Genomic DNA, 18,894 nt, shown 5'->3' on the forward strand with positions numbered 1-18,894 from the left:
CGCCGCTGCGTCGAGCGTCTACTGCGGGCGAATCGGCTCGCGATCCGGCGTGGAGCACGGGGATGGTCGAGGTGGGGCTCGGGCGATGCGGGTTCGAAAGCGGCGCGACAGCCCGCTGACTCGGCCGGACGCACTTCCCGAAGCCGCATCAGCGCGGCGAGTCGGCCCCTGCGGCCCGGCGTCCGGTCCGGCGGCTGCTCGACGGAACCGCTGCGGGGGCCGATAAATGCTCAGTCCGTCGGCCGCTCGAAGCGACAGCGGGGCCGGCCGAGGCAGCCGACGAACTCCTACGCTGCCCGGATGAGCAGCCTCGCCGTCACGGTGCTCGGGAGCGCCAGCCCGTATCCCCGCCCCGACAACCCGTGTTCCGGCTATCTGGTGTCCACGGCGAACACGCGACTCTGGGTGGACGCGGGCACCGGCACCCTGGCCGAACTGCAACGGCACACGCGGCTCACGGACCTCGACGGAATCTGGCTCTCGCATCTGCACGCCGACCACTGCGCCGACCTGCTCACCGCCTACTACGCCCTGCTCTACGCCGACGTCCGGCTTGACGCCCCGATCCCGCTCTTCGGCCCGCCGGGCAGCACCGACCGGCTGGCAGGCTTCCTCACCAACGGCCCGACCCGAAGCCCCGTCGAGTCGGCGTTCGCGGTGACCGAACTGACCGACGGACACCACGCGGAGGTAGGCGGTCTGACGCTGACCACGCGCGCCGTCGACCACGGCATGCCCGCCTTCGCCCTCCGCGTGCGCAGCGGAGATCGGTCGCTGGTCTACTCCGGCGACACCGCGCCTTGCGCGGCGCTCACGACCCTGGCGCAGGGCTGCGACGTCCTGCTCTGCGAGGCCGACAGCGCGACGGCGTCGACCGATGAGCCGCCCGTCCACCACACCCCCGAGGAAGCAGGCCAGACCGCCGCGAAAGCGGGCGTGGGCAAGCTGATCGTCACCCACCTGAGCCCGTTCCTGACCCCGCCGGAGGCCGTGACGCGGGCAGCGGCCCACTACCCGGGCCGGGTCGACCACGCCGCTCCCGGCGAGGTGTTCCGCATGGCGTGATTCGGCCTGCCCGGTGGGCGGTCCCGGTATCGCTGTGGTCAGCCGATGATCGTGGTCGAAGTAGGCATCCTGCGGCGGGTCCTCGCGGTCGACTGACGGGCAGATGCACCGGCAGCCGACGACGACGGGGCGGAGGCCGCGCGAGCTAGAACAGCGTCGGCTCCGGCTCGCCGTGCGTGGCCGCCATGGCGGGATCTGACGTGAGCAGCGGCGAGGCCGCAGTCAGCGTCAGGCACACGGTGAGTCCGGAATGGTCAGTCAGCCGCGCACCATCAGAACCGAAATCCCTGGTCTCGTGGACGTACTCGCAAGCGGTGAGCCGCTCCGCCAGAGCACGGGAGCCGTGGGCGTGGTCGTAGCAGTAGCCCAGCTCAGCGCGGCGCGCCCAACTATTGCCTGCCGGTCAGCACAGCGAGCCGGTTGCCCGGTTCGTCGACGTAAACCGACTGATGATCGGTGGTGACGGTCAGACCAAGGCGCGGCCAGCTCGGCCTGCCGGCCTGTTCCCATTGCCGATGAGCATGTTCAAGGTGCTGCCAGAGTCGTACCGGGCCGGATTCCGCCACGATGTGCTCCCCGTCGATGACAGCGAGGGTGATCTCGGCACGGGAGCCGTCCGGGGTGGTGATACTGACCGCATCGGGACCGTTCCGGGAATCGACGCCTGCGTAGCCGAGCCGGTAGTGGCCGCCGATGCGCAGCGCAGTGAGGAACCACACTACCGGGTTCGACCACGGCGTCCGTGGGTCCAGCGTCGTGACAGACCTGGTGACCGGCAGGTCGTCGGAGCGCCGGGCGTAGGACATTCGTTCGCCCGCGCCGGGTGCGTGCCGCAGTTCCATGAACGCCGCCTGCCCGGCGTCGAACATGCCTTCGGCCCGATCGGGCGCAGTGCGGGTGAGCCGGACGAGGTTTCCAGCGGCCAGGCCGACTCTGACGTCGGCCAGGATCACCCCGCCGCTCCGGGTCTGTTCAACCCACGGCAACGGGATAGCAGGCACCGAGCAGGTCGCGATGACGCGATCGAATGGAGCATGCGCAACCAGTCCAGCGGCACCGTCCCCGGCAACCAGGGTGGGGCGATAGCCGAGTTCGGCCAACCGAGCACGGGCGGTGTCGACGAGGTCCGGCTCCACATCGACGGAGAACACCTGCTCATCGCCGAGCCGGTGACAGAGCAGCGCGGCGTGGTAACCGGTGCCGGTGCCGATCTCCAAGACCCGAGCTCCGTCGCGCACGTCGAGAGCCTCCAGCATGCGCGTCATCAACCCCGGCGTAGAACTGGAGGACAGGAACATCGGAGGTCCGCCTGCCTCGTCCTGACCGATCTTGGTGACCAGCGCGGTGTTCGCGTAAACCTGCTCCGACCATTCAGTCCTGGTGGCCGGATCGGCGGCCGTGACGGCGACCATCCGACCGTCGCGGCGGACGTAGAACGACGGAACGAACATGTGCCGAGGCACCGACTCGACCGCAGCGCGCCAGGCAGCAGAGGCCAGCTTGCCCACGGCGGCCAGTTCCTCGGCAAGCGCGGCGGCACGCACAGGCCAGTCGACGACCGCGTGAAGTCCCGTGGCGTTGCTCGAAGTCGTCATGTCAGTCCCTTCTCCAGCATGGCGGCCATCGCCGCCGTGATCGGTGCACCGGTCGCCGCTTCGAGCCAGCCGATCTGCGGTCCTGTATTGGCCTCCAACATGACCCATCCGGCCTTGGGAGTGACCACGAAATCGAACCCGGCGTAGGCCAGATTCATACGCTTCAGATAGCGTCCGACTGCATCAGTCACGCGGTCGGGCACCTGACCAGCTCGTACCGAAGGGCGGCGGGACGGGAGGCATGAGTCGTCCTCACTCGTGAGCGGCGCAGGATCGGAAGAGGCGCTTCGGATCGGCCGAGATGTCCGACCATCCATAGCAGAACGCGGTAGGGATGTGCAGAGGTTCCCGGATTCCGTCAGTTGACCAAGCAACTTCTCGCCAGGCCGAAAAGCTAAGACTCGGTCTGACGGGTTTCGTCGCGTAGCCACACGAGGTATTCGGCGGCGCGACAGATCATCGGCGTTGCGATCAGCCGGTGATCGTCCGGGGCGTGCGGCTGAACCGGTCCGCCAGCAGATCGTCGAGCAGGCCGGGGAGCTCGGCAGGCAAGAGCTTGTCGCGGCACTGCCGTAGCTCGGGCGCCGACCACCAACGACGCTCGATCAGACCGGCCTTCTCGTTCGCGGTGGGCTTGAGTGCGACCTGCGGCGCTGTACTCGGGGTGCGGCCGAGGAACACATGCTCGATGCGGTGGTGGTCACGGCCCCGATAGCGGAACCGGGATTCGCGCACCCACAGCTCACGGCCGAGGTCGCTGACGATGATCCCTGACTCCTCGGCAAGCTCACGGCGGGCAGCGGCACGGAGGTCCTCACCCTCGTCCAGGCCACCGCCGGGCAGTTCCCACCAGTGATGCTCGGGATCACCGGGGTCGAGGGCATGGATGAGAAGCACGCGGTCGGTGGGATCAAGCAACAGCACGCGGGCACCGATGCGCGGGGAAGCGGTGCTGGTCGGAGTGGGCATCCTGCGGCGGGTCCTCGCGGTCGACTGACGGGCAGATGCACCGGCAGCCGACGACGACGGGGCGGAGGCCGCGCGAGCTAGAACAGCGTCGGCTCCGGCTCGCCGTGCGTGGCCGCCATGGCGGGGTCTGACGTTAGCAGCGGCGAGGCCGCGGTCAGCGTCAGGCACACGGTGAGTCCGGAATGGTCGGTCAGCCGCGCGCCATCAGAACCGAAATCCCTGGTCTCGTGGACGTACTCGCAAGCGGTGAGCCGCTCCGCCAGAGCACGGGAGCCGTGGGCGTGGTCGTAGCGGTAACCCAGATCAGCGCGGCGCGCCCAACTATGTTCGACCCGACCGGGGTGCAGATGGCGGAACAGGTCAACCAGACCGTGTCGCTCGGTCAGGCCTGTGTAAAAGCCGTACTCGAACGGCGCGAACTGGCCGGAATGCGGGGGCGTATGTGTGGGTTCGAGAACGTTGAGATCGCCGAGCAGCAGCAGCGGAGCGTCGCTCGCTGTGCTCTCCAAGGCTTCCTGGAACCGCTGAATCCAGGTCTTCTTGCGCGCAGTCTTGTTCACGCTGGTGTCGCGGGAGGGCACATAGGCGCCTGCGACACGCAGCGGCCCGTCGGTGGTGTCGACCACGATTCCGACAGCGCGCGAGGGCAGGTAATCCATCGCCGCACTGAGCGGGTCGGGTGTAGTGGACGACTTGCTGACGATCATCACGCCGAGCTCGCCGGAAGCATGCTGGGGGAAAGTCACATCGTAGCCGGCGGCAGCGAACGCATCGGCCAGGAACTGGCTGCCCGCAGTGGCTTTGGTCTCGGTGAGAATGAGAACGTCCTCGGGACGGTCGGCCAGCCACCGAAGCTGGCGCCGGGCACGGTCGAGGGAGGGTGCACCGACGTTTACGGTAATCAGGCTCAGAGACATGTCGGACTCTTCTCGGTCAGAATGCGCTGAATGCGGGACACGACTGTGGCGGCGATCCTGGCGGGCGGGTCAGTGGTGCAGTCGAGCGTGGCCACAGTCCAGCCCTTGTTCTGTAAGTCGACTGCGGCGTGGACGTACAGCCCGGCCTCCATGTCGCTGTTGTCCTCTGCACGCTCGAAGCGGCTGTGCCCGCCGCGCGCCCGTAGCCGCGCATCGATCACCTTCGGGTCGCCGTTGAGGATGATCGAAAGATCGGGGCGGTATACGCCATGGTTTAGCTGCCACACGACCTCAGAGGAGAGACCATCGAGACCCTGCAAGACTATCGAGGAGGCGACGTATCGGTCGCACACCACCACCTTGCCCTCGCGCAGGGCGGGCATGATTTCGGTAGCAAGCTGGTGGTGCCGATCAGCCGCACATAGGCAGGCTAAGGCCATGCCACGGTACTTATCCGTACCGTGCCGTGCCAGTTCGCCTACCGCCGCGCGGGACGGCTGAGTCGTCGCGTGCACCGGTATCCTGCGCATGTCCAGAGTCTCGACGACCAGGCACGTGGTGGTGGACTTACCCACGCCCCCCGGCCCATCCAGCGTGATCAACACGCCGGGCAGGCGGCGCCCCCCATCGAGGACCGGTCCGGTCATGCGGGACTCAGCGGCAGCAACCGACGCCCTTCAATGTGTGTCTCACCGACGACCGGGCACTGTTCTGTGTCGACGTCACCGATCCGGCCACCCGCAGCAACCACCGCAGCGGGGCAGCCTTTGCCGCAACCGGAGTTCATCGAGCATCCCCCGCAGGTAGCATTGTCGCCAACCTGGTAGCGATCATGGAAGCGATAGTCATCGAGCCGCTGCGCAACATCAATGTCGGTGAAGATGTTGCCAACGATGAACTCGCCTGCGGCGTGCCGCGACTGCGGAGTGCGAGCGGCGAACACCAGGTACGGACACACCGTCACCTCGCCCGGGGTGAATACATAGATGATCGTCCTAGCCTCGCATCCGGCCAACGGCCGCCCCGGGGTGTTGGGAAAGCGGATGTGCGCGATGTCCAGTTCCGGCCCGTCGAAAGGTGCGGTCAGCTCGAATATCTCCCTCATGTGCAACGTCGTCTTGGCCAGTACGCCGCGTGACTTGACCCCACGGCCCATACTCCCCAGCGGATTGAGCAGCACGTAGCGAGCGCCGTTCTCACGGGCGAACGCACACAACCGTGCATACTCCTCGTTCTGTGCCAACGTGTTCGGCGTACATAGCAGCCCTTGCAGGATGCCAGCCCTGCCGAGCTGTTCGACGGTAGCTACGGTGACGGCGAAGCTGGCCCGGTCACCGCGGAACCTTCCATGCGAGTCGGCGGCGAACCCGTCCAGAGAGACATTGCAATGCACACCCAGCTCGACCAGTGTCGCAATCTGGACCATGTCCAGGGTGGTCGCGTTGGTGCAGATTCCGACGTCCATCCCGGCCGTCCGGAACGCCTGGACGATGTCCAGGAAATCCGGGTGGATCGATGGCTCCCCGCCAGTGAGTGTGACCCGCTGGACCCTGGCAGCAGCCAGACGAGGGACCACCTTGTCCACTATCTCAGTCAACAGCATCTGTTTGCCGACCCTGGTCGCGGACACGAAGCAGTGAGCACAGCGCAGGTTGCAGTCCTCGTTGATCTGCACCAGCGCCTTACGAAACGGCGGCTCAACGGACGTACGGAAGTAGCAGGACGCGGCCATGCCGCCGGTCACGATGCTGCGAGCGGTCACTATCGAACCTCCAAGCTTTCCAAGACGGACCAGGCTGGCTCGGCCGATCACCACAGGTTCGGCCCGGACCAGCCACCAAGAAATGTTCGGCCGAACAGTATCGTGACTAGAAGTGTTCAAGCGAACATTTCTTGGACAACCTGGGGGGAGTTGCGATCAACGACAACCCAACTGTCCGACCAGACAATTCCCATGTCGCAGTTGGCGTCCTAGGCCGAAAGCTAGGAGGAGCGGTGCCGGACATCAACGATGACGCCGACGCAGCGGACGTGCTGACCACGCTTCTAGGCTGTCCGCCTGAAATGCTCGACGTCAGCCTCGATCAACTGCGAACCCTCGCCGTCGTACGCACCACCGGCACGGCGCAGCGCGCCGCCCGCGTGCTGGGGCGGGAGCAGTCCAGCGTGCAGAAACAACTCGACAGCCTAAACAAGACCGCTACCCGCCTGGTGGGCGAGGCGCTCGTGGTCAAACAAGGCCGCAGTAAAGACTTCCTGTTCACCCCGTCCGGCGAAGAGGTCGTCGCCCTTGCTAAGCAAACCTTGCTGGCGGTCACCGACAGCCTGCACAGCAGTCGACGTCGGCTCGGCTCCACGGTCACCTTCGGCACCACCGAGTTCACCGTGCAGTTCCTCGGCGTCGTGTGGCACGCAATGCGCGAGGACTTCGAGCGCCGCGACGTGCACCTCAAGATCGAGCATGTCCGCACCCGAGACCTATGGCGCAAGCTCGACGGCAAGAAGGTCGATCTGGTATGCGGCAGCTTCGCCGCCGAACCTGGCCGACCACCCACACTGGACTACGACTTCCTGGAATGGCATCGCGAAGGCGTCGCTCTACTGACCAATCTCAGCGCACGCGAACTTCCCGACAACCCGGTTACCGCCAACCGACTGCCCGGTCTGCCGCTACTCGCCCCGACCTCCGGTCTGCTCGCCCAGTTCCTCAGCCGCTGGTACGGCCCCGACTACCGCGGCGTGCTCGACGTCATCGCCGACATCGACTCTCTCAACTACGGACTCAACCTTCTCACTAGCGACCTACTGCACGGCTGCTTGCTCACCACCGAACGCGTCGCGGCGGCGGCACTCGATGGCAGCCTACCCGGCCAAGGTCTTCGTAAGATCAAGCTCGCCGATGACTACACCCCTCGGCTAGAGATCGTCACCGGCATCTTCGCTCGGAAAGGCGAACGGGAGCGATACGCCTACGACCACCCGCTCAACCTGCTGTGGAACGCTTTCGCCGAAGCAACTCCGACCCGAGTCATCCCCCCGGCCCTACCGGGTTGACAGGTCGCCATGTCCCAACGGCAGCTCTCGACCGACGACCTTGAGCCGCTACCGCCTAGCCAAGATGGACGTCTACGGCTGTCCTGGCAAACCGTGACCCCCGGTAGTCGGCGCAACGAATCTGCCGCGACTCGACATCGAGTTGACCAGCGGTCGACTCACCCCTGGGAAGGAACCGCAAGATCACGACGGGGCGCGCGCCCCAACGCTGACATCCGTTACCACCGAGACACGAGGAGCGCTCCGCAGAGAATCACTGTCGCGACACCTACATCGAACTGACCTGGCAACACCGGTTCGTCCATCTGGGACGCTGAGGCAGTGCGCCGAGCAGCCGGCGCCCCTTCGCTGACGCGCCACGGACGCCGGCTGCCCAGGGCTCAGCGGCTCTTCACTGCCGTGAGGAACGCGCCGAACACCGCACGATCCACCACCAGCATCCCACCGTCCCGGTTCTTCGAGTCCCGGATGCCCACCACACCAGGGGCGGAACCGACCTCGATGCAGGCGTTCTTGTTCCCGCTCCGTCGGCTCTTGCGCCACTGGGGAAGATCCACTGCATGACCCCCCGTCATCGATCTCTGATCGCCGCGAGGAACACAGTGAACACCGCGCGATCCACGACTAACGTCCCACCCGTGGGATTCTTCGAATCCCGAATACCCACCGTGCCCGGCGCAGACCCGACCTCGACGCACGCTCCGCCCTGGCCGTTGCTTCGCGAGGACTTACGCCAACCCGATGGTTGGAGAGTGGTCATCTTGATGCTCCTTCGCTCGCCTTCACTCCTGCCTGACCACTGTAGCGAGCCAAGAAGCACTGTCTTCCCTGGTCAACGCGATGTCGCTGACGCGCTCAAGCAGAGCGTCGTAGCGGACGACGTCATTGGCATCCTCGAGGTAGAAGGCTCCGCAATCGGCTTCCAGGTAGACGAAGTCAAGATCGGAGTCGGTGAAGGCAAGCCGCAGGAAGGTCATGCCCATGGCTGGGTGAGCCCCGACGCTCAAGGGCAGGATGCGGATGTCAGCCTGCTCAGCGCAGGTGCTCAGATGTTGAACTTGACGCCGCATGACACCGCTGTCGCCGACCAACCGCAGCAAGGCAGCCTCATTGATGATCACTCGGAGCGCGGGGCCTCCTGGGACCAGGATTCGGCGTTGGCGCTGCTGTCGACTTTCAACCGCTCGGGAGACCTCCTCATCGGACACATTCGGCCGTGAGGCGCGGGTGATCGCCGTGATGTAGTCGGCCGTCTGCAACAGCCCTGGGATCAGTTCAGAGTCGTAGCTGGTGATCGCGCTGGCGTCGCCTTCAAGATCGGCATACCGATCAAACCAGCCAGGCACGGTGTCAGCGAGGGCACGCGAAAGGCCCGGCGGTTTCTCCATCTCCTCGGCTCGCCGAATCAGTGACGACGACAGTTCCTCATCCAGCTTGTAGCAGAGCGCCAGCAGTGTGACGTTACGCGGCAGGATGGCCTGCTTGCCGTTCTCGATCTTCGAGATGACCGAGGTGCTCATCCGGACGAAGCTGGCCACCTCCTCGATCGTGAGCCCCGCAGACTCACGTAGCCGTCGCAACTCGCCACCCAGCAGGCGTCGTTGCACCGTGCGTCCAGGCTTCTGAGACATCGATACCCCCTCGACGTAGATCTTCCGGGACAGTCTTGCGCGCGACTCAACCTGCTGACGAGACAGATCACCCAGACGAGTCATGTATCTCAGGAACATTCCTCGATAACATTCCTTCGTTGGCAGCTTCCTGCCGACACCGCCCGCTCCGCGCCGCTCGCTCGCCTGCATAGGCGCGGGGCGGGTCCCCTCACCGAGGAGGTCCCGATGCACCCAGGTATCTACGCGAGCGGGCTACTGCTGCTCTCCGGCCTGGCGTTGGTCCGTTGTGCACGGTCGCAACCGGACGACGCCTCGTCGCCGAACTCCGTCGCGGCGATCCTGGCTCGTTGCGCAGCGGAGGAACTTCGTCGAAGCCAGGCCGTCCTCCCCCACTCGGGCGGCCTTCCGGCGGTGGGGATCGCACTCCCTCGCACTCCAATCCCCACCGCCACGCACCACCCCGTCACCCATGACACAGGTACTCGCCGGGTGGCGGCGACGTCCCAAGCGGCGGGGCAAGCCACGGTCGGCCGCGAGGCACGCGGCACGACGCCGGGCCGCCGCGCAACAACCACGGCGCGCTGCCGACATCGGCACCCCTCGCCGTCGGCAGCGCCGATGTACCGGCCCCGGCCGGAACCCACCGGCTATGTGTTCGCCTTCGCCGGATCGCTGCCCGTGGCCGGATTTCGGGAGGCGGCATGACAACGGCGTCCGCAGGCGAACGGCCTGCCCAGATCACCGAGGCCGAGGCGCTGCGGCGCTATCCCGAACTCGCCGGGCTGCTGGCGTTGCGGCGCGCGGGCTGGAGTTGGACGACTGATCGGGACGAGGACGGCGAACTCACCGCGCTGGTCGGGTTCCGACGGCCGAGAGGTCATCTCGACGCCCTGTACGTCACCACCAGGGATCGGCCGCAGCCGTCCGCATGATCGACGGAGAGCGCGGCGGGTTTCTCCGGAAACACGAGGGCCGGCTCACCGACTGCGTCGACGCGCTCCGCGAACTCCCCGATCCCGACCGACCCGGCGCACCGCGTCTCCTGCGCTCGCGGCTCTGGCTGCCGCGCTGAGCACACCGCGCCCACCGACCGCCGGGTGCTCCGACGCGCCCCGACTCCGGCGGAGCACCCGGCACCCAGCCCGTCCTTCTCCTTCCCTGCCAGGAAAGGAATCCTCGATGGCCCGCTCCCTTCTCACACCGCACCGGCCCTGTCACCCGCCCGGCCGGCGATCGGGGTGACACCGGCCAGGCATCGCGCCTAATGGACCACCGCGACGACGAGACCTCGCTGCTTCCGCAGCTCCACGATGACGCGAGAGAACCCGATCACCGGCACGCCTGGCAGGTCGTCGACGCCGAGACCATCGGCCACACGCGGCTGCGCCGACTCCGGTGTGCCCACCCCAGCTGCCGCGAGCGCCAGGTCCGGATCACCCCGTGAGTTGCCCGGCGCAGTTCGGATCACTCGCCTCGTGAGACCACGACGCTCGGCCCCGACGTCCACAGAGGACTACGAGCCCACGCAACCCGATCAGGAGGACACGATGAGCGCACTCGACAGCGTCGACAGCCGACCGAGCACCGGCACGGGCGACTGCATCCCGCTCCGAGACCCCGAGACGGAGGCACAACCCCGAGCTCTCTTGCTGCACCCCACCACGGTCGCCACCATCGCCGACCGCGCCGAGGCCGAGGACCTCAGCTACTCGGAGGCACTTCGCAGGCTCGTGATGGACGGGCACCAACTGTGGGCTGACAGAAGTAGGGCCTACAGCTTGGACTGAAACATCGGCCCTGACTGCACGGGCAGAACAAAGTAAAATCAGCACTGAAGCAACAGAAACATCAACATATGCAGTTCACGCACTCTGCATCCCGCACATCAAAAAATGATTACCGTCAGTAACCAGTCAGCTCGGACATCTGCGGTCCGAACTCGACCGATCGGACCTAGCCAGATCTTGATCCACTGACCAGAATGAAAATCGGCCGGGCAAGCCACTGACCACTCTTGCCCCATAGTCCGACCCGCCCGCAAGGGATCGGGGAGGAGAAGTAACCCTGGCGTTTAGGCGGCGTCAGGGTTGTTTCTCCTCCCCACAGCGCTACAGCGGGAAGTGAACTAAGATCAGCCACGCGGTCAGGAAAAATACTCCCATGACCCCGCTCGCGCCCCATTCGGGGTGAGGCATATTCGGGTCCTTGATCTCGTTACGGGGCTCTAGCCAATACCCTTCTCCCCAGACTCTGGCCACTAAGAGCGATCGACGATCGCGCTGTTGATCATTCTATAGTGCCCGATATCAGTACGGACGAGTGGCCCGTACGAGCAAGCTGGCGGCGCCCGTTACCGCGAGCGCGAAGCCTCGTCAATCCGATGGGCGAAAGTCGACCCGAACGAGTGATATGGAGCTGCTTGGGCTAGTGCGGCAGTTCCTCGGCGGCGAACGCGATACGGCGCACCCCGGGCCTAGAGGAGCGAGAACTGTGTGTTGATCTGCGTATCGAGCGCTTCGTCCCGGCCATCCAGGACCTCCGAGGCAAGTACCAGACTATGTTCCGCCTCAGAGTTCCGACCCGCCGCTGCCAACGCCTGCGCGAGGAACGTCAACGCCTCGGCGCTTGCGACCCGATCAGGCCGGCGGCGATACAACAGCACTGCTGCGCCGTAATGTCGGATCGCCTCGTCGACCTCCAGTCGAGCATAATGGCACCGCCCAACGACAAGGTGTGCGTATCCGCAGCGGTGGTCAAGCTTTGCTTTCTCAAGTAGTGGAATTGCAGAAAGTGCTGCCTGAATGGCTTCGTCGAGATCGCCGACGTGATAATAAAGAGCCCCCAGCTCGGCGAGTGCATCGCCTTGGATCTTCAAGCTCTGGGCCTTGCGGCCTGCCCTCGCTGCCTCATTGAAGGCCCGGGCAGCGCCCAGGAAGTCACCAGCCGCTCGGCGAGCGACGCCGAGTACGACGAGTGCGTTGCCGATCTTCGGCCCCACTCCCAGCGAGCGATAGATCGCCACCGACTCCTCGGCCAAGGAAACCGCACGGTCTGGGTGGTCGAGTCGAAATTCGAAGTATGCCATGTTGCCCAGAACCAGAGCTTGGTTCACCCGGTCCCCACGCTCTACGGCAAGCACATAAGAAGAACGATATGTGACCAATGCTTCGTCATACCGACGCTCGTTCATGTACGTGAAGGCCAGATTATTCAACAGTCCAGCCTCGGCCTCAGGCTCGATCTCCCGCACTTCGCGGGCGGCAGCTATGCCGATCTTGAGCACCGGAATCAGTTCAGCCGCCCTACCGAATCGATACAAAACATCTTCAAATGTCGCCACTATCCGCCAAGCGTGACCATTCAACCGCTCTCGATGAGCCAGGCCGACCGCGCCTGACAGGTTCTCCCACTCCTGAGAGAACCAGGACAATGACTGATCTACTCCATCAAGCTCGGATGGAACAACGTAGGTACATGCAGGCGGCGGAGGCGGCGGGTCCTCCTCTGGATGAATGTGTCGGTACGCATTCCGCGCAGTCAGGAGATACCAGTCCAACATCCTTCGTAACGAGGAACCGCGCTCAGGAGCGAGGGAATCTCGTTCCAGTCGACTGATCGCATACTCACGGATCAGATCATGAAACTCGTAGCGATCGTCGGCACCCTGACTGAGGAGATGACCACTCACCAGGACGTCGAGGTGGCGACGCACCTCGGCTGCCGTCAGATCGACCACGGCTGCGGCCACCCCGACGCCGAAGCTGGCACCGGGGTGGCCGCCAAGCAGCCGGAATGCCCGGCGAGACTCCTCGGCCAGCGCGATGTATGAGTAGGAGAACACCGCCGCCAGGGAGGTCTTGTCGCCCACATCGAGCAACTGGTTTCCCCGCATCTCGCGGGCGATGACGGCAAGCGGTACCCGGCTCTGTTTCTTCACCCTGGCTCCGATGACTCGCAGCGCCAACGGGATGCCCTTACCTCGTTCGATCAGCAGGGCAAGCCCGTCCTTGTCCAGCGCCGGCCGGCTCTCCGAGATCACTCGCCGCAGCAGCCGCTCGGCCTCCTCCTGGTCGAGCTGCGGAACCTCGACGTCATCGGCGCCACCGTGCACCATGAGATTCTCGAACCGATTGCGGCTGGTGATCAGGACGAGGCAGCCGGACAACGCGGCGAGCAGCGGCCGGACATGCTCCTCGTCCAGCGCGTTGTCCAAGACGACGACCACCGTGCGTCCGACGGTCAACTCTCGCAGGCGGACGACGGACCGGTCGAGGGTCGTCGGAATGCGGTCCGGCTCGATCCCGAAGTCAAGCAGGAACCGGCGCAACACCTCCGCAGGTTCCTTCTTCCCGAGAGGGCTGTAACCGGTCAGGTCGGCGAAGAGCTGACCATCGGCGAAACGGCCTCGCGCCACCATCCGAGCGACCCAGGTGAGAGCCAGTGCGGTCTTACCCACCCCTCCCACCCCGTGGAGCACGACCACACCCGATTGCGGGCGATCCGTCACGGGGAACAGCGAGTCGAGCCGCTTCAGCAGCCGCTCTCGTCCCACCAGGAGGTTCGGCGGCCACTGCTGTATCGAAGGGCGAGTGAGGTCCTGCGCCGATGGAGGCGGCGTGCGTCCCGCTTCTCCTGGTACGGCCGCCCGGTTCAACCCGCCAGATTTCAGCCGGCCGTACAACCCCCGCAGCTCTGCCAGGACAGGAACTCCTTCCTGCACGAGCACCCTGACCAAGTGCTCGTAGTGCTCCTTCGCCTCGTCGACTCGGCCGACCGCCGCGAGCACGGTCAGGCGGCGCATCGCCACCTGCTGGTTCTTCGGGTGCTCGTCCACCAGCCTGTTCAGCAGCCCGAACGCCTCCTGGTGCTCGTCGAGGGCGAGTCGACTGTCCAGTAGAGCGAGGCAGGCAGGCACGAAGTGATCGGCAATCATCAGAGACCGGGTACGTTCTGCCTCCGCACCGTTCAGATCCTCCAGCAACTGGTCGTTCCACAGCTCGACGCAATCCGCGAGAAGCCCACGTGCCATAGCGTGTTCACCGGCCGATGCACGGGTTCTGGCCGTCTCGACCTCCGCGCGGAATCGATGGAAGTCGATCAGCTTCTTGTCGATCAGCAGTTGATAGCCGTCCGAAGCGGATTTGATCTCCGCCTGCTGCCCGCGCAATCCTCCCCGAGCCTTCTTGATATGCGTCTCGACGAGATTCCGGAGGCCAGCTTCTCGCCCACCAGGGTGTGCTGCGGCCTTGCCCAACTCCGCTGGCCTCCACACGTTTCTGATGATTTTCGACCTGCTGACGTTTGTGTTCGGATGCAACATCAGCAGACCCAGGATCGCCCGCACTTTGGCCCTGGGCAAGAGCACCGGAGAACCGTCGACGACCGCTCGTGTCTTCCCCAAGATCTTGAATTCGACTGTCACCCAGCCCCGCCCTCCCGCTGGCACCGGATTCGCCACCAGTCTCATCGAGACACGGATCACAATCGAGACCTTCACCCGAAGTGGTTCGGTCGAACGGCCCGAATTACCCCGAGCGGCGGAGGGCGTTCCCTCGATAGGTGCAGTCGATCCGCCGAATCTGTCTGGGGACCCGCGGGGCGAACGGCCACCGCCGCAGAGACTCACGTGGTCGCTGGATATCGGGCACCGGCGAACAGGCCGTCCCTCGCGCCACCCTGTCAAGCCGGCCTGCCGAGATTTTCAAGATCTTCCGCACCGGGCCGGACCAGCCGTGTCCCCGGCCTGTCCCCGCTGTGTCCCCTCGACCGTCCCCCGCCGTGCCCCCGGCGTGTCCACATCGGCTCCGAACCTGGTGTCGACCGGATGCGGGGTGTGTCGGCTCGGAGAACCCGAGCGTTACGCGCCGGTCGGGGAGGAAAGGGAATCATCATGTTCGGAGAAGCGTGGATTCGCGGGCCGGTCAGCCTCGGTGGCGAACGGTGGCTGACCCGCAGCGGCTGTAAGCAGGTCCTGGTGCTGGTCCCGACGCTGGTCGCGGGTGTCCGGCTGCTGGACGTCCTGCCGCTGCTGGAGACCGATCACCGGATTCAACTGTTCATGACCGCCTCGGGCGACAGTCAGGTCTGGCCGGGTGCCAGGGATTTCGCCGACGCGCAGGGCTTCGTGCGGCTGCCGTGGCAGCAGGCGACGCAGACCCGGTTCGATCTGGTCCTCGCGGCGACCCGAGAGGATCTGGAACACGTCAAGGGACCCGTCTTGGCACTGCCGCACGGCGCGAGCCTGCTGAAGTCCCGACTGCGTCCGGCCGATCCCGGCCGGGGCTACCATCCGGAACACGGGCTGTCCCGCCAGTATCTGACCTACAACGGCAGACTGCTCCAGGCCGGACTCGCCCTCACCCATGACGACGAACTCGACGCCTTGGCCGAGGCCTGCCCCGAGGCGCTGCCCACGGCGGTGGTCGCAGGCGATCTGTGCTTCGACCGGCTGCGGGCCTCGCTGCCGTTCCGCGAGGAGTACCGGCGGGCGTTCGGTGCACAGGACGGTCGCACGCTCGTGGTCGTCAGCTCGACCTGGACCGAGCAGTCCGGATTCGGCGAACATGCCGAGTTGTTTCATCGGGTGGCCGCCGGGCTGCCCCGCGACGAATTCCTCGTGGTGGGTGTGCTGCATCCGAACACCTGGACGCAGCACGGCCGCAGTCAGGTGCGGGCCTGGCTCGGTGACGCGCTGGACGCGGGGCTCGTGCTGCTGCCGCCGGAGCGCGGGTGGCACGCGGCGTTGATCGCGGCGGACTGTGTGATCGGCGATCACGGCTCGGTGACCGTCTACGGGGCCGCCCTTGATCGACCAGTGCTGCTCGCGGCCTGCCCGGAGTTTCAGCTCAGGCCCGACGGCCTCGCCGCGTCCGTCGCGAGACGAGCCGGGCGACTGCGGCTCGACGGCCCGATTCGCGACCAGGTAGAGCAGGCGATCCGAACACATCCGGCGGGACAGGCGGGCAGCCTCGCGGCTCAGGTGACCTCACGCCCCGACCAGGCAGGCGGCATCCTGCGTCAGATGATGTACCGGCTGCTGGGCCTCGACGAGCCCGTCAGGGGTGTCCCCGTCTCGCCGGTGCCCCTACCCGATCCGCTGCCGCAGGATGGGAGCATTCCGCGATGACCGGACTACCGGATCACCCGGCGACTCGCCCGTCGAGACCGCCGCATGCCTCGGTGTCGGCCTGGCCGGTGCGAGCCGACGACCCCGACGAACCTGGCATCCACCTCGTTGGGTGCAGCATCCCCGGAACGGCCGGTGTCCCGCCGCGTACCCGAGGCCGGTTCGTCGTCGGTGACCTCGACCACCTGACCGCACGGGGACGGCAGCTGGCAGACGTCCTCGTCGCGAATTCCGGCCAGGAGTCGACATCGCCGGAGCTGGCGGAGGAACTGCTCGCGAGCAGCGCGGCAGCGCTCGTCGTCGTCTCGCTCGATGGGCGGCGGGTCCAGCTCACGGCCCGCGATCGGCAGCGGGTCGTGGTGTCGGCCGACATCGGTTCGTCCACGCCTCGGCCGTGGGCGGCCATCGGCTATCCGTGGTTGCTCGCCGAGCATCCGCTGAGTGCACTCGCCTCGGCGCGGCTGGTGGTCCGCAGGAACGAGCAGGGCGAACCGGTGCGATTACGTGCCGAGCTCGGGTCCTGAACCAGGAAGCGCGCCTTCGCCATCGGGGGACCCGGTGGCGAAGGCCGCCTCGGCGGCGATGGCGGACAGCCGCTCGCGCACTGCGGCGGCGTCCTCGGGGTTCTCCTCCCCGAGCAACACCAGGGCACGCTGAAGATGCACACGGGCCTGGGGGAACTCATCACGACGGTGGTGGAGTTCCCCCAGGCCCCGATGCACCTCGGCGCGGACGAACACCGAACTGGTCTGGTCGACGGCCGCCAACGCGGCGGTCAGTTCGGCCTGAGCGGCCTCGAAGTCACCAGCCCTGGCGTGGGCATCACCGAGAACCACGGCGGCCCGCGTGGCATTCGGGACGTCGGACAAGCCGATCAGCACGAGTTTCGCCTTGGTCAGTTCGGTGATCGCCTCGTCATAGCGGCCGAGGTCGAGAAGCACCCGGCCCAGCAGTCGACGACGCAAGGCCGCCCCGCGTTCGGTTCCCGACTCCGCCTGCTCCTCGATCGACAGCGCCCGCCGCAGCAGCCGCAGTGCCTCCTCGCCGTCGTGTCGCCGTCGGGCTGCCTCGCCGAGGTGAGCCAGCGCCGTGGACTGAATGGTCGGCGCGTCGAGTTCCTCGGCCAGCCGGAGCGCACGTCGAGCCTCCTCGACGACCTCGTCGAACCGGCCCGCGCGAGACAACGCGACCGTCAGCTGAACGAGCAGCCGCGCCTCGACGAGCGGATCGCCGAGCCGCCGGGCGGCCGCAACCCCCTGTCGGTGGTTGTCGATCCACTCGCGGAATCGCCGGGTGTTGAGATACAGCCCCCACATGGCCTGGCTGAACTGCCAGGCCAGGTCGTCCCAGCCCCGCTCGATCGCCTGGCGCAGCGCCGAGGTCAGGTTGTCGTGCTCCACGAGCAGCCAGGCGAGCGCCTCCGTCGGGGAGGCGAACGCGGCGGGCTCCGGACGCACGGCATCGAACATCGGGCCCTCCGCCGGACGCAGCGGCATCAGGACCAGGTCGGCCCGCACCGCCGCGCGCAGATAGTGCTCGACGACGGCCCGCGCCGCGTCGGCACCCTCGTCGACAGCACACCGCGAGCGCGCATGCAGCCGCAGCAGGTCGTGGAAGCGGAGCCTGCCTTCGGCACGTTCCTCCAGCAGATTCGACTCCAGGAGCGTCTCCAGCAGTTCGTCCGTCTCGTCCTCGGACTCCCCCGCCGCAGCGGCCGCGGCGGCGAGGCCGAACTCGCGACCGGGATGCCACCCCAGCCTGCGATACAACCGCGCGGCATCGGACGGAAGACCGCCATAGGACAGATCGAAGATGCTCTCCACCGACACCGCCTCGGCGGACAGCCGCGTCAACCGACTCTCCTGGTCGTCGAGGTTGGTCACCACGCGACTGATCCGCAGCCTCGGCCGGGCGGCCAGTTGGGCGCCCGCGACCGACAAGGCCACCGGAAGACAGCCGCACTGCCGAGCCAGTCGAGACGTGGAGTCCCGCTCCGCCGCCGCCCGTTCCGAGCCGACGAAGCTGGCCAGCAGCTCGACCGCGCTCTCCTCGTCCAACGGGGACAGCGCGAGGAACCGGGCGCCGTCCATCCCCAGTCCGATGAGCCGGACCCTGCTGGTGACGACCACGATGGACTGGGCGGACGTCGGAAGCAGTGGCCGGACCTGTGCGGCGGTGCCCGCGTTGTCGAGCAGCACCGCCACGGCCTTGTCCGCGGTCATCGTCCGGAACAACGCCGTTCGCTCGGGCAGTTCGTCCGGGATCTGCTGGTCGGAGGCTCCCAGTGCCCGCAGAAAGGCGGCGAGAACCCGCTCGGGCAGGACCGCGTCGACGCCGAAGCCGCCGAGGTCGGCGTAGAGCTGCCCGTCCGGTGTCTCCTCGGTGATGCGCTGCAGCCATTGGGCGGCCAGCGTCGTCTTCCCGACGCCGCCCAGGCCGGACACGACGGTCAATGATCGACTGCTACTGTCGGATCGCATTCTGTCGAGCAGCCGAAGTTCCTCGGCCCGACCCGTGAAGCGGCTCGACCCGAACGGCATCTGCCGGGGAATCGC

At 66.5% G+C, this 18,894-nt stretch carries 19 protein-coding genes; 7 read left to right on the forward strand and 12 right to left on the reverse strand.

The genetic code is table 11. The features are described from left to right. The first annotated feature begins 300 nt into the window (after positions 1-300). Complete coding sequence (locus UA75_RS23575; protein WP_075742126.1) at positions 301-1,065, forward strand: MBL fold metallo-hydrolase; 765 nt, start codon at positions 301-303, stop codon at positions 1,063-1,065. A gap of 389 nt (positions 1,066-1,454) precedes the next feature. Here UA75_RS23575 and UA75_RS23580 read toward each other — a convergent pair whose 3' ends face one another. The 6 genes from UA75_RS23580 to UA75_RS23600 all read right to left on the reverse strand — a co-directional run bounded on the left by UA75_RS23580 (position 1,455) and on the right by UA75_RS23600 (position 6,308). Next, positions 1,455-2,660 (reverse strand): methyltransferase domain-containing protein, encoded by a 1,206-nt coding sequence (locus UA75_RS23580; RefSeq protein ID WP_075742127.1) that lies wholly within the window; start codon positions 2,658-2,660, stop codon positions 1,455-1,457. Next, entirely contained in the window at positions 2,657-2,851 is a 195-nt protein-coding gene (locus UA75_RS33375; RefSeq protein WP_157434394.1) for a hypothetical protein, read from the reverse strand. Before UA75_RS33375 ends, UA75_RS23580 begins: the two co-directional genes overlap by 4 nt. A gap of 280 nt (positions 2,852-3,131) precedes the next feature. After that, positions 3,132-3,629 (reverse strand): NUDIX hydrolase, encoded by a 498-nt coding sequence (locus tag UA75_RS23585; RefSeq protein WP_075742128.1) that lies wholly within the window; start codon positions 3,627-3,629, stop codon positions 3,132-3,134. Positions 3,630-3,706: 77 nt separating this feature from the next. Further along, a complete protein-coding gene (locus UA75_RS23590; protein ID WP_075742129.1) occupies positions 3,707-4,546 on the reverse strand; it encodes an endonuclease/exonuclease/phosphatase family protein in 840 nt (279 codons plus the stop codon). Beyond that, positions 4,537-5,193, reverse strand: a complete 657-nt coding sequence (gene tmk, locus UA75_RS23595) for a dTMP kinase (protein ID WP_075742130.1) — start codon at positions 5,191-5,193, stop codon at positions 4,537-4,539. The genes UA75_RS23590 and tmk overlap by 10 nt, the downstream gene beginning before the upstream one ends. Continuing rightward, positions 5,190-6,308: a radical SAM protein gene (locus UA75_RS23600; RefSeq protein WP_075742131.1), complete on the reverse strand. Its 1,119-nt coding sequence runs from the start codon at positions 6,306-6,308 to the stop codon at positions 5,190-5,192. Before UA75_RS23600 ends, tmk begins: the two co-directional genes overlap by 4 nt. 233 nt (positions 6,309-6,541) lie before the next feature. Here UA75_RS23600 and UA75_RS23605 point away from each other — a divergent pair, with 233 nt between their 5' ends. Further along, on the forward strand, positions 6,542-7,600 hold the full coding sequence (locus UA75_RS23605; RefSeq protein WP_075742132.1) for a LysR family transcriptional regulator: 1,059 nt from the start codon (positions 6,542-6,544) through the stop codon (positions 7,598-7,600). 380 nt (positions 7,601-7,980) lie between these two features. On the opposite strand, the gene UA75_RS23610 is transcribed toward UA75_RS23605, so the two are convergent. The 3 genes from UA75_RS23610 to UA75_RS23620 are packed head-to-tail and all read right to left on the reverse strand — an operon-like array spanning position 7,981 to position 9,330. Beyond that, a complete protein-coding gene (locus tag UA75_RS23610) occupies positions 7,981-8,175 on the reverse strand; it encodes a DUF397 domain-containing protein (RefSeq protein WP_075742133.1) in 195 nt (64 codons plus the stop codon). Further along, a complete protein-coding gene (locus UA75_RS23615) occupies positions 8,172-8,360 on the reverse strand; it encodes a DUF397 domain-containing protein (protein WP_075742134.1) in 189 nt (62 codons plus the stop codon). Before UA75_RS23615 ends, UA75_RS23610 begins: the two co-directional genes overlap by 4 nt. 22 nt (positions 8,361-8,382) lie before the next feature. Continuing rightward, positions 8,383-9,330: a helix-turn-helix domain-containing protein gene (locus tag UA75_RS23620; protein WP_198044201.1), complete on the reverse strand. Its 948-nt coding sequence runs from the start codon at positions 9,328-9,330 to the stop codon at positions 8,383-8,385. 108 nt (positions 9,331-9,438) lie between these two features. Here UA75_RS23620 and UA75_RS33380 point away from each other — a divergent pair, with 108 nt between their 5' ends. Continuing rightward, a complete protein-coding gene (locus UA75_RS33380) occupies positions 9,439-9,918 on the forward strand; it encodes a hypothetical protein (protein ID WP_157434395.1) in 480 nt (159 codons plus the stop codon). Next, positions 9,915-10,145 carry a hypothetical protein gene (locus UA75_RS23625; RefSeq protein WP_075742135.1) on the forward strand — a complete coding sequence of 77 codons (231 nt, stop codon included), beginning with the start codon at positions 9,915-9,917 and terminating at the stop codon, positions 10,143-10,145. Before UA75_RS33380 ends, UA75_RS23625 begins: the two co-directional genes overlap by 4 nt. Positions 10,146-10,474: 329 nt before the next feature. On the opposite strand, the gene UA75_RS33385 is transcribed toward UA75_RS23625, so the two are convergent. Beyond that, positions 10,475-10,681 carry a hypothetical protein gene (locus UA75_RS33385; protein WP_157434396.1) on the reverse strand — a complete coding sequence of 69 codons (207 nt, stop codon included), beginning with the start codon at positions 10,679-10,681 and terminating at the stop codon, positions 10,475-10,477. A 79-nt stretch (positions 10,682-10,760) separates the two neighbouring features. Here UA75_RS33385 and UA75_RS23635 point away from each other — a divergent pair, with 79 nt between their 5' ends. Next, complete coding sequence (locus tag UA75_RS23635) at positions 10,761-11,000, forward strand: hypothetical protein (protein ID WP_075742137.1); 240 nt, start codon at positions 10,761-10,763, stop codon at positions 10,998-11,000. Positions 11,001-11,686: 686 nt separating this feature from the next. Here the strand turns inward: UA75_RS23635 and UA75_RS23640 are convergent. Beyond that, positions 11,687-14,635 carry an AfsR/SARP family transcriptional regulator gene (locus UA75_RS23640; RefSeq protein WP_198042830.1) on the reverse strand — a complete coding sequence of 983 codons (2,949 nt, stop codon included), beginning with the start codon at positions 14,633-14,635 and terminating at the stop codon, positions 11,687-11,689. A gap of 468 nt (positions 14,636-15,103) precedes the next feature. Here UA75_RS23640 and UA75_RS23645 point away from each other — a divergent pair, with 468 nt between their 5' ends. Continuing rightward, positions 15,104-16,339, forward strand: a complete 1,236-nt coding sequence (locus tag UA75_RS23645; RefSeq protein ID WP_075742139.1) for a hypothetical protein — start codon at positions 15,104-15,106, stop codon at positions 16,337-16,339. Then, complete coding sequence (locus tag UA75_RS23650; protein WP_157434397.1) at positions 16,336-16,863, forward strand: hypothetical protein; 528 nt, start codon at positions 16,336-16,338, stop codon at positions 16,861-16,863. The genes UA75_RS23645 and UA75_RS23650 overlap by 4 nt, the downstream gene beginning before the upstream one ends. Here the strand turns inward: UA75_RS23650 and UA75_RS23655 are convergent. Then, on the reverse strand, positions 16,840-18,792 hold the full coding sequence (locus UA75_RS23655; RefSeq protein ID WP_198042831.1) for a tetratricopeptide repeat protein: 1,953 nt from the start codon (positions 18,790-18,792) through the stop codon (positions 16,840-16,842). The genes UA75_RS23650 and UA75_RS23655 overlap by 24 nt on opposite strands. Between the last annotated feature and the right edge of the window lie 102 nt (positions 18,793-18,894).

Origin of the sequence: Actinoalloteichus sp. GBA129-24 (assembly GCF_001941645.1) — a bacterium.
In the GTDB taxonomy this organism is placed as follows: Bacteria; Actinomycetota; Actinomycetes; order Mycobacteriales; family Pseudonocardiaceae; genus Actinoalloteichus_A; species Actinoalloteichus_A fjordicus.

Excerpts from the sequence above, each read along its gene's own strand:
- UA75_RS23645 (WP_075742139.1), top strand. The coding sequence starts at position 15,104 with ATGTTCGGAGAAGCGTGGATTCGCGGGCCGGTCAGCCTCGGTGGCGAA.
- tmk (WP_075742130.1), bottom strand. The coding sequence starts at position 5,193 with ATGACCGGACCGGTCCTCGATGGGGGGCGCCGCCTGCCCGGCGTGTTG.
- UA75_RS23575 (WP_075742126.1), top strand. The coding sequence starts at position 301 with ATGAGCAGCCTCGCCGTCACGGTGCTCGGGAGCGCCAGCCCGTATCCC.
- UA75_RS33380 (WP_157434395.1), top strand. The coding sequence starts at position 9,439 with ATGCACCCAGGTATCTACGCGAGCGGGCTACTGCTGCTCTCCGGCCTG.
- UA75_RS23610 (WP_075742133.1), bottom strand. The coding sequence starts at position 8,175 with ATGACGGGGGGTCATGCAGTGGATCTTCCCCAGTGGCGCAAGAGCCGA.
- UA75_RS23650 (WP_157434397.1), top strand. The coding sequence starts at position 16,336 with ATGACCGGACTACCGGATCACCCGGCGACTCGCCCGTCGAGACCGCCG.
- UA75_RS23620 (WP_198044201.1), bottom strand. The coding sequence starts at position 9,330 with ATGTTCCTGAGATACATGACTCGTCTGGGTGATCTGTCTCGTCAGCAG.
- UA75_RS23625 (WP_075742135.1), top strand. The coding sequence starts at position 9,915 with ATGACAACGGCGTCCGCAGGCGAACGGCCTGCCCAGATCACCGAGGCC.
- UA75_RS23585 (WP_075742128.1), bottom strand. The coding sequence starts at position 3,629 with ATGCCCACTCCGACCAGCACCGCTTCCCCGCGCATCGGTGCCCGCGTG.
- UA75_RS23590 (WP_075742129.1), bottom strand. The coding sequence starts at position 4,546 with ATGTCTCTGAGCCTGATTACCGTAAACGTCGGTGCACCCTCCCTCGAC.
- UA75_RS23580 (WP_075742127.1), bottom strand. The coding sequence starts at position 2,660 with ATGACGACTTCGAGCAACGCCACGGGACTTCACGCGGTCGTCGACTGG.
- UA75_RS23635 (WP_075742137.1), top strand. The coding sequence starts at position 10,761 with ATGAGCGCACTCGACAGCGTCGACAGCCGACCGAGCACCGGCACGGGC.
- UA75_RS23615 (WP_075742134.1), bottom strand. The coding sequence starts at position 8,360 with ATGACCACTCTCCAACCATCGGGTTGGCGTAAGTCCTCGCGAAGCAAC.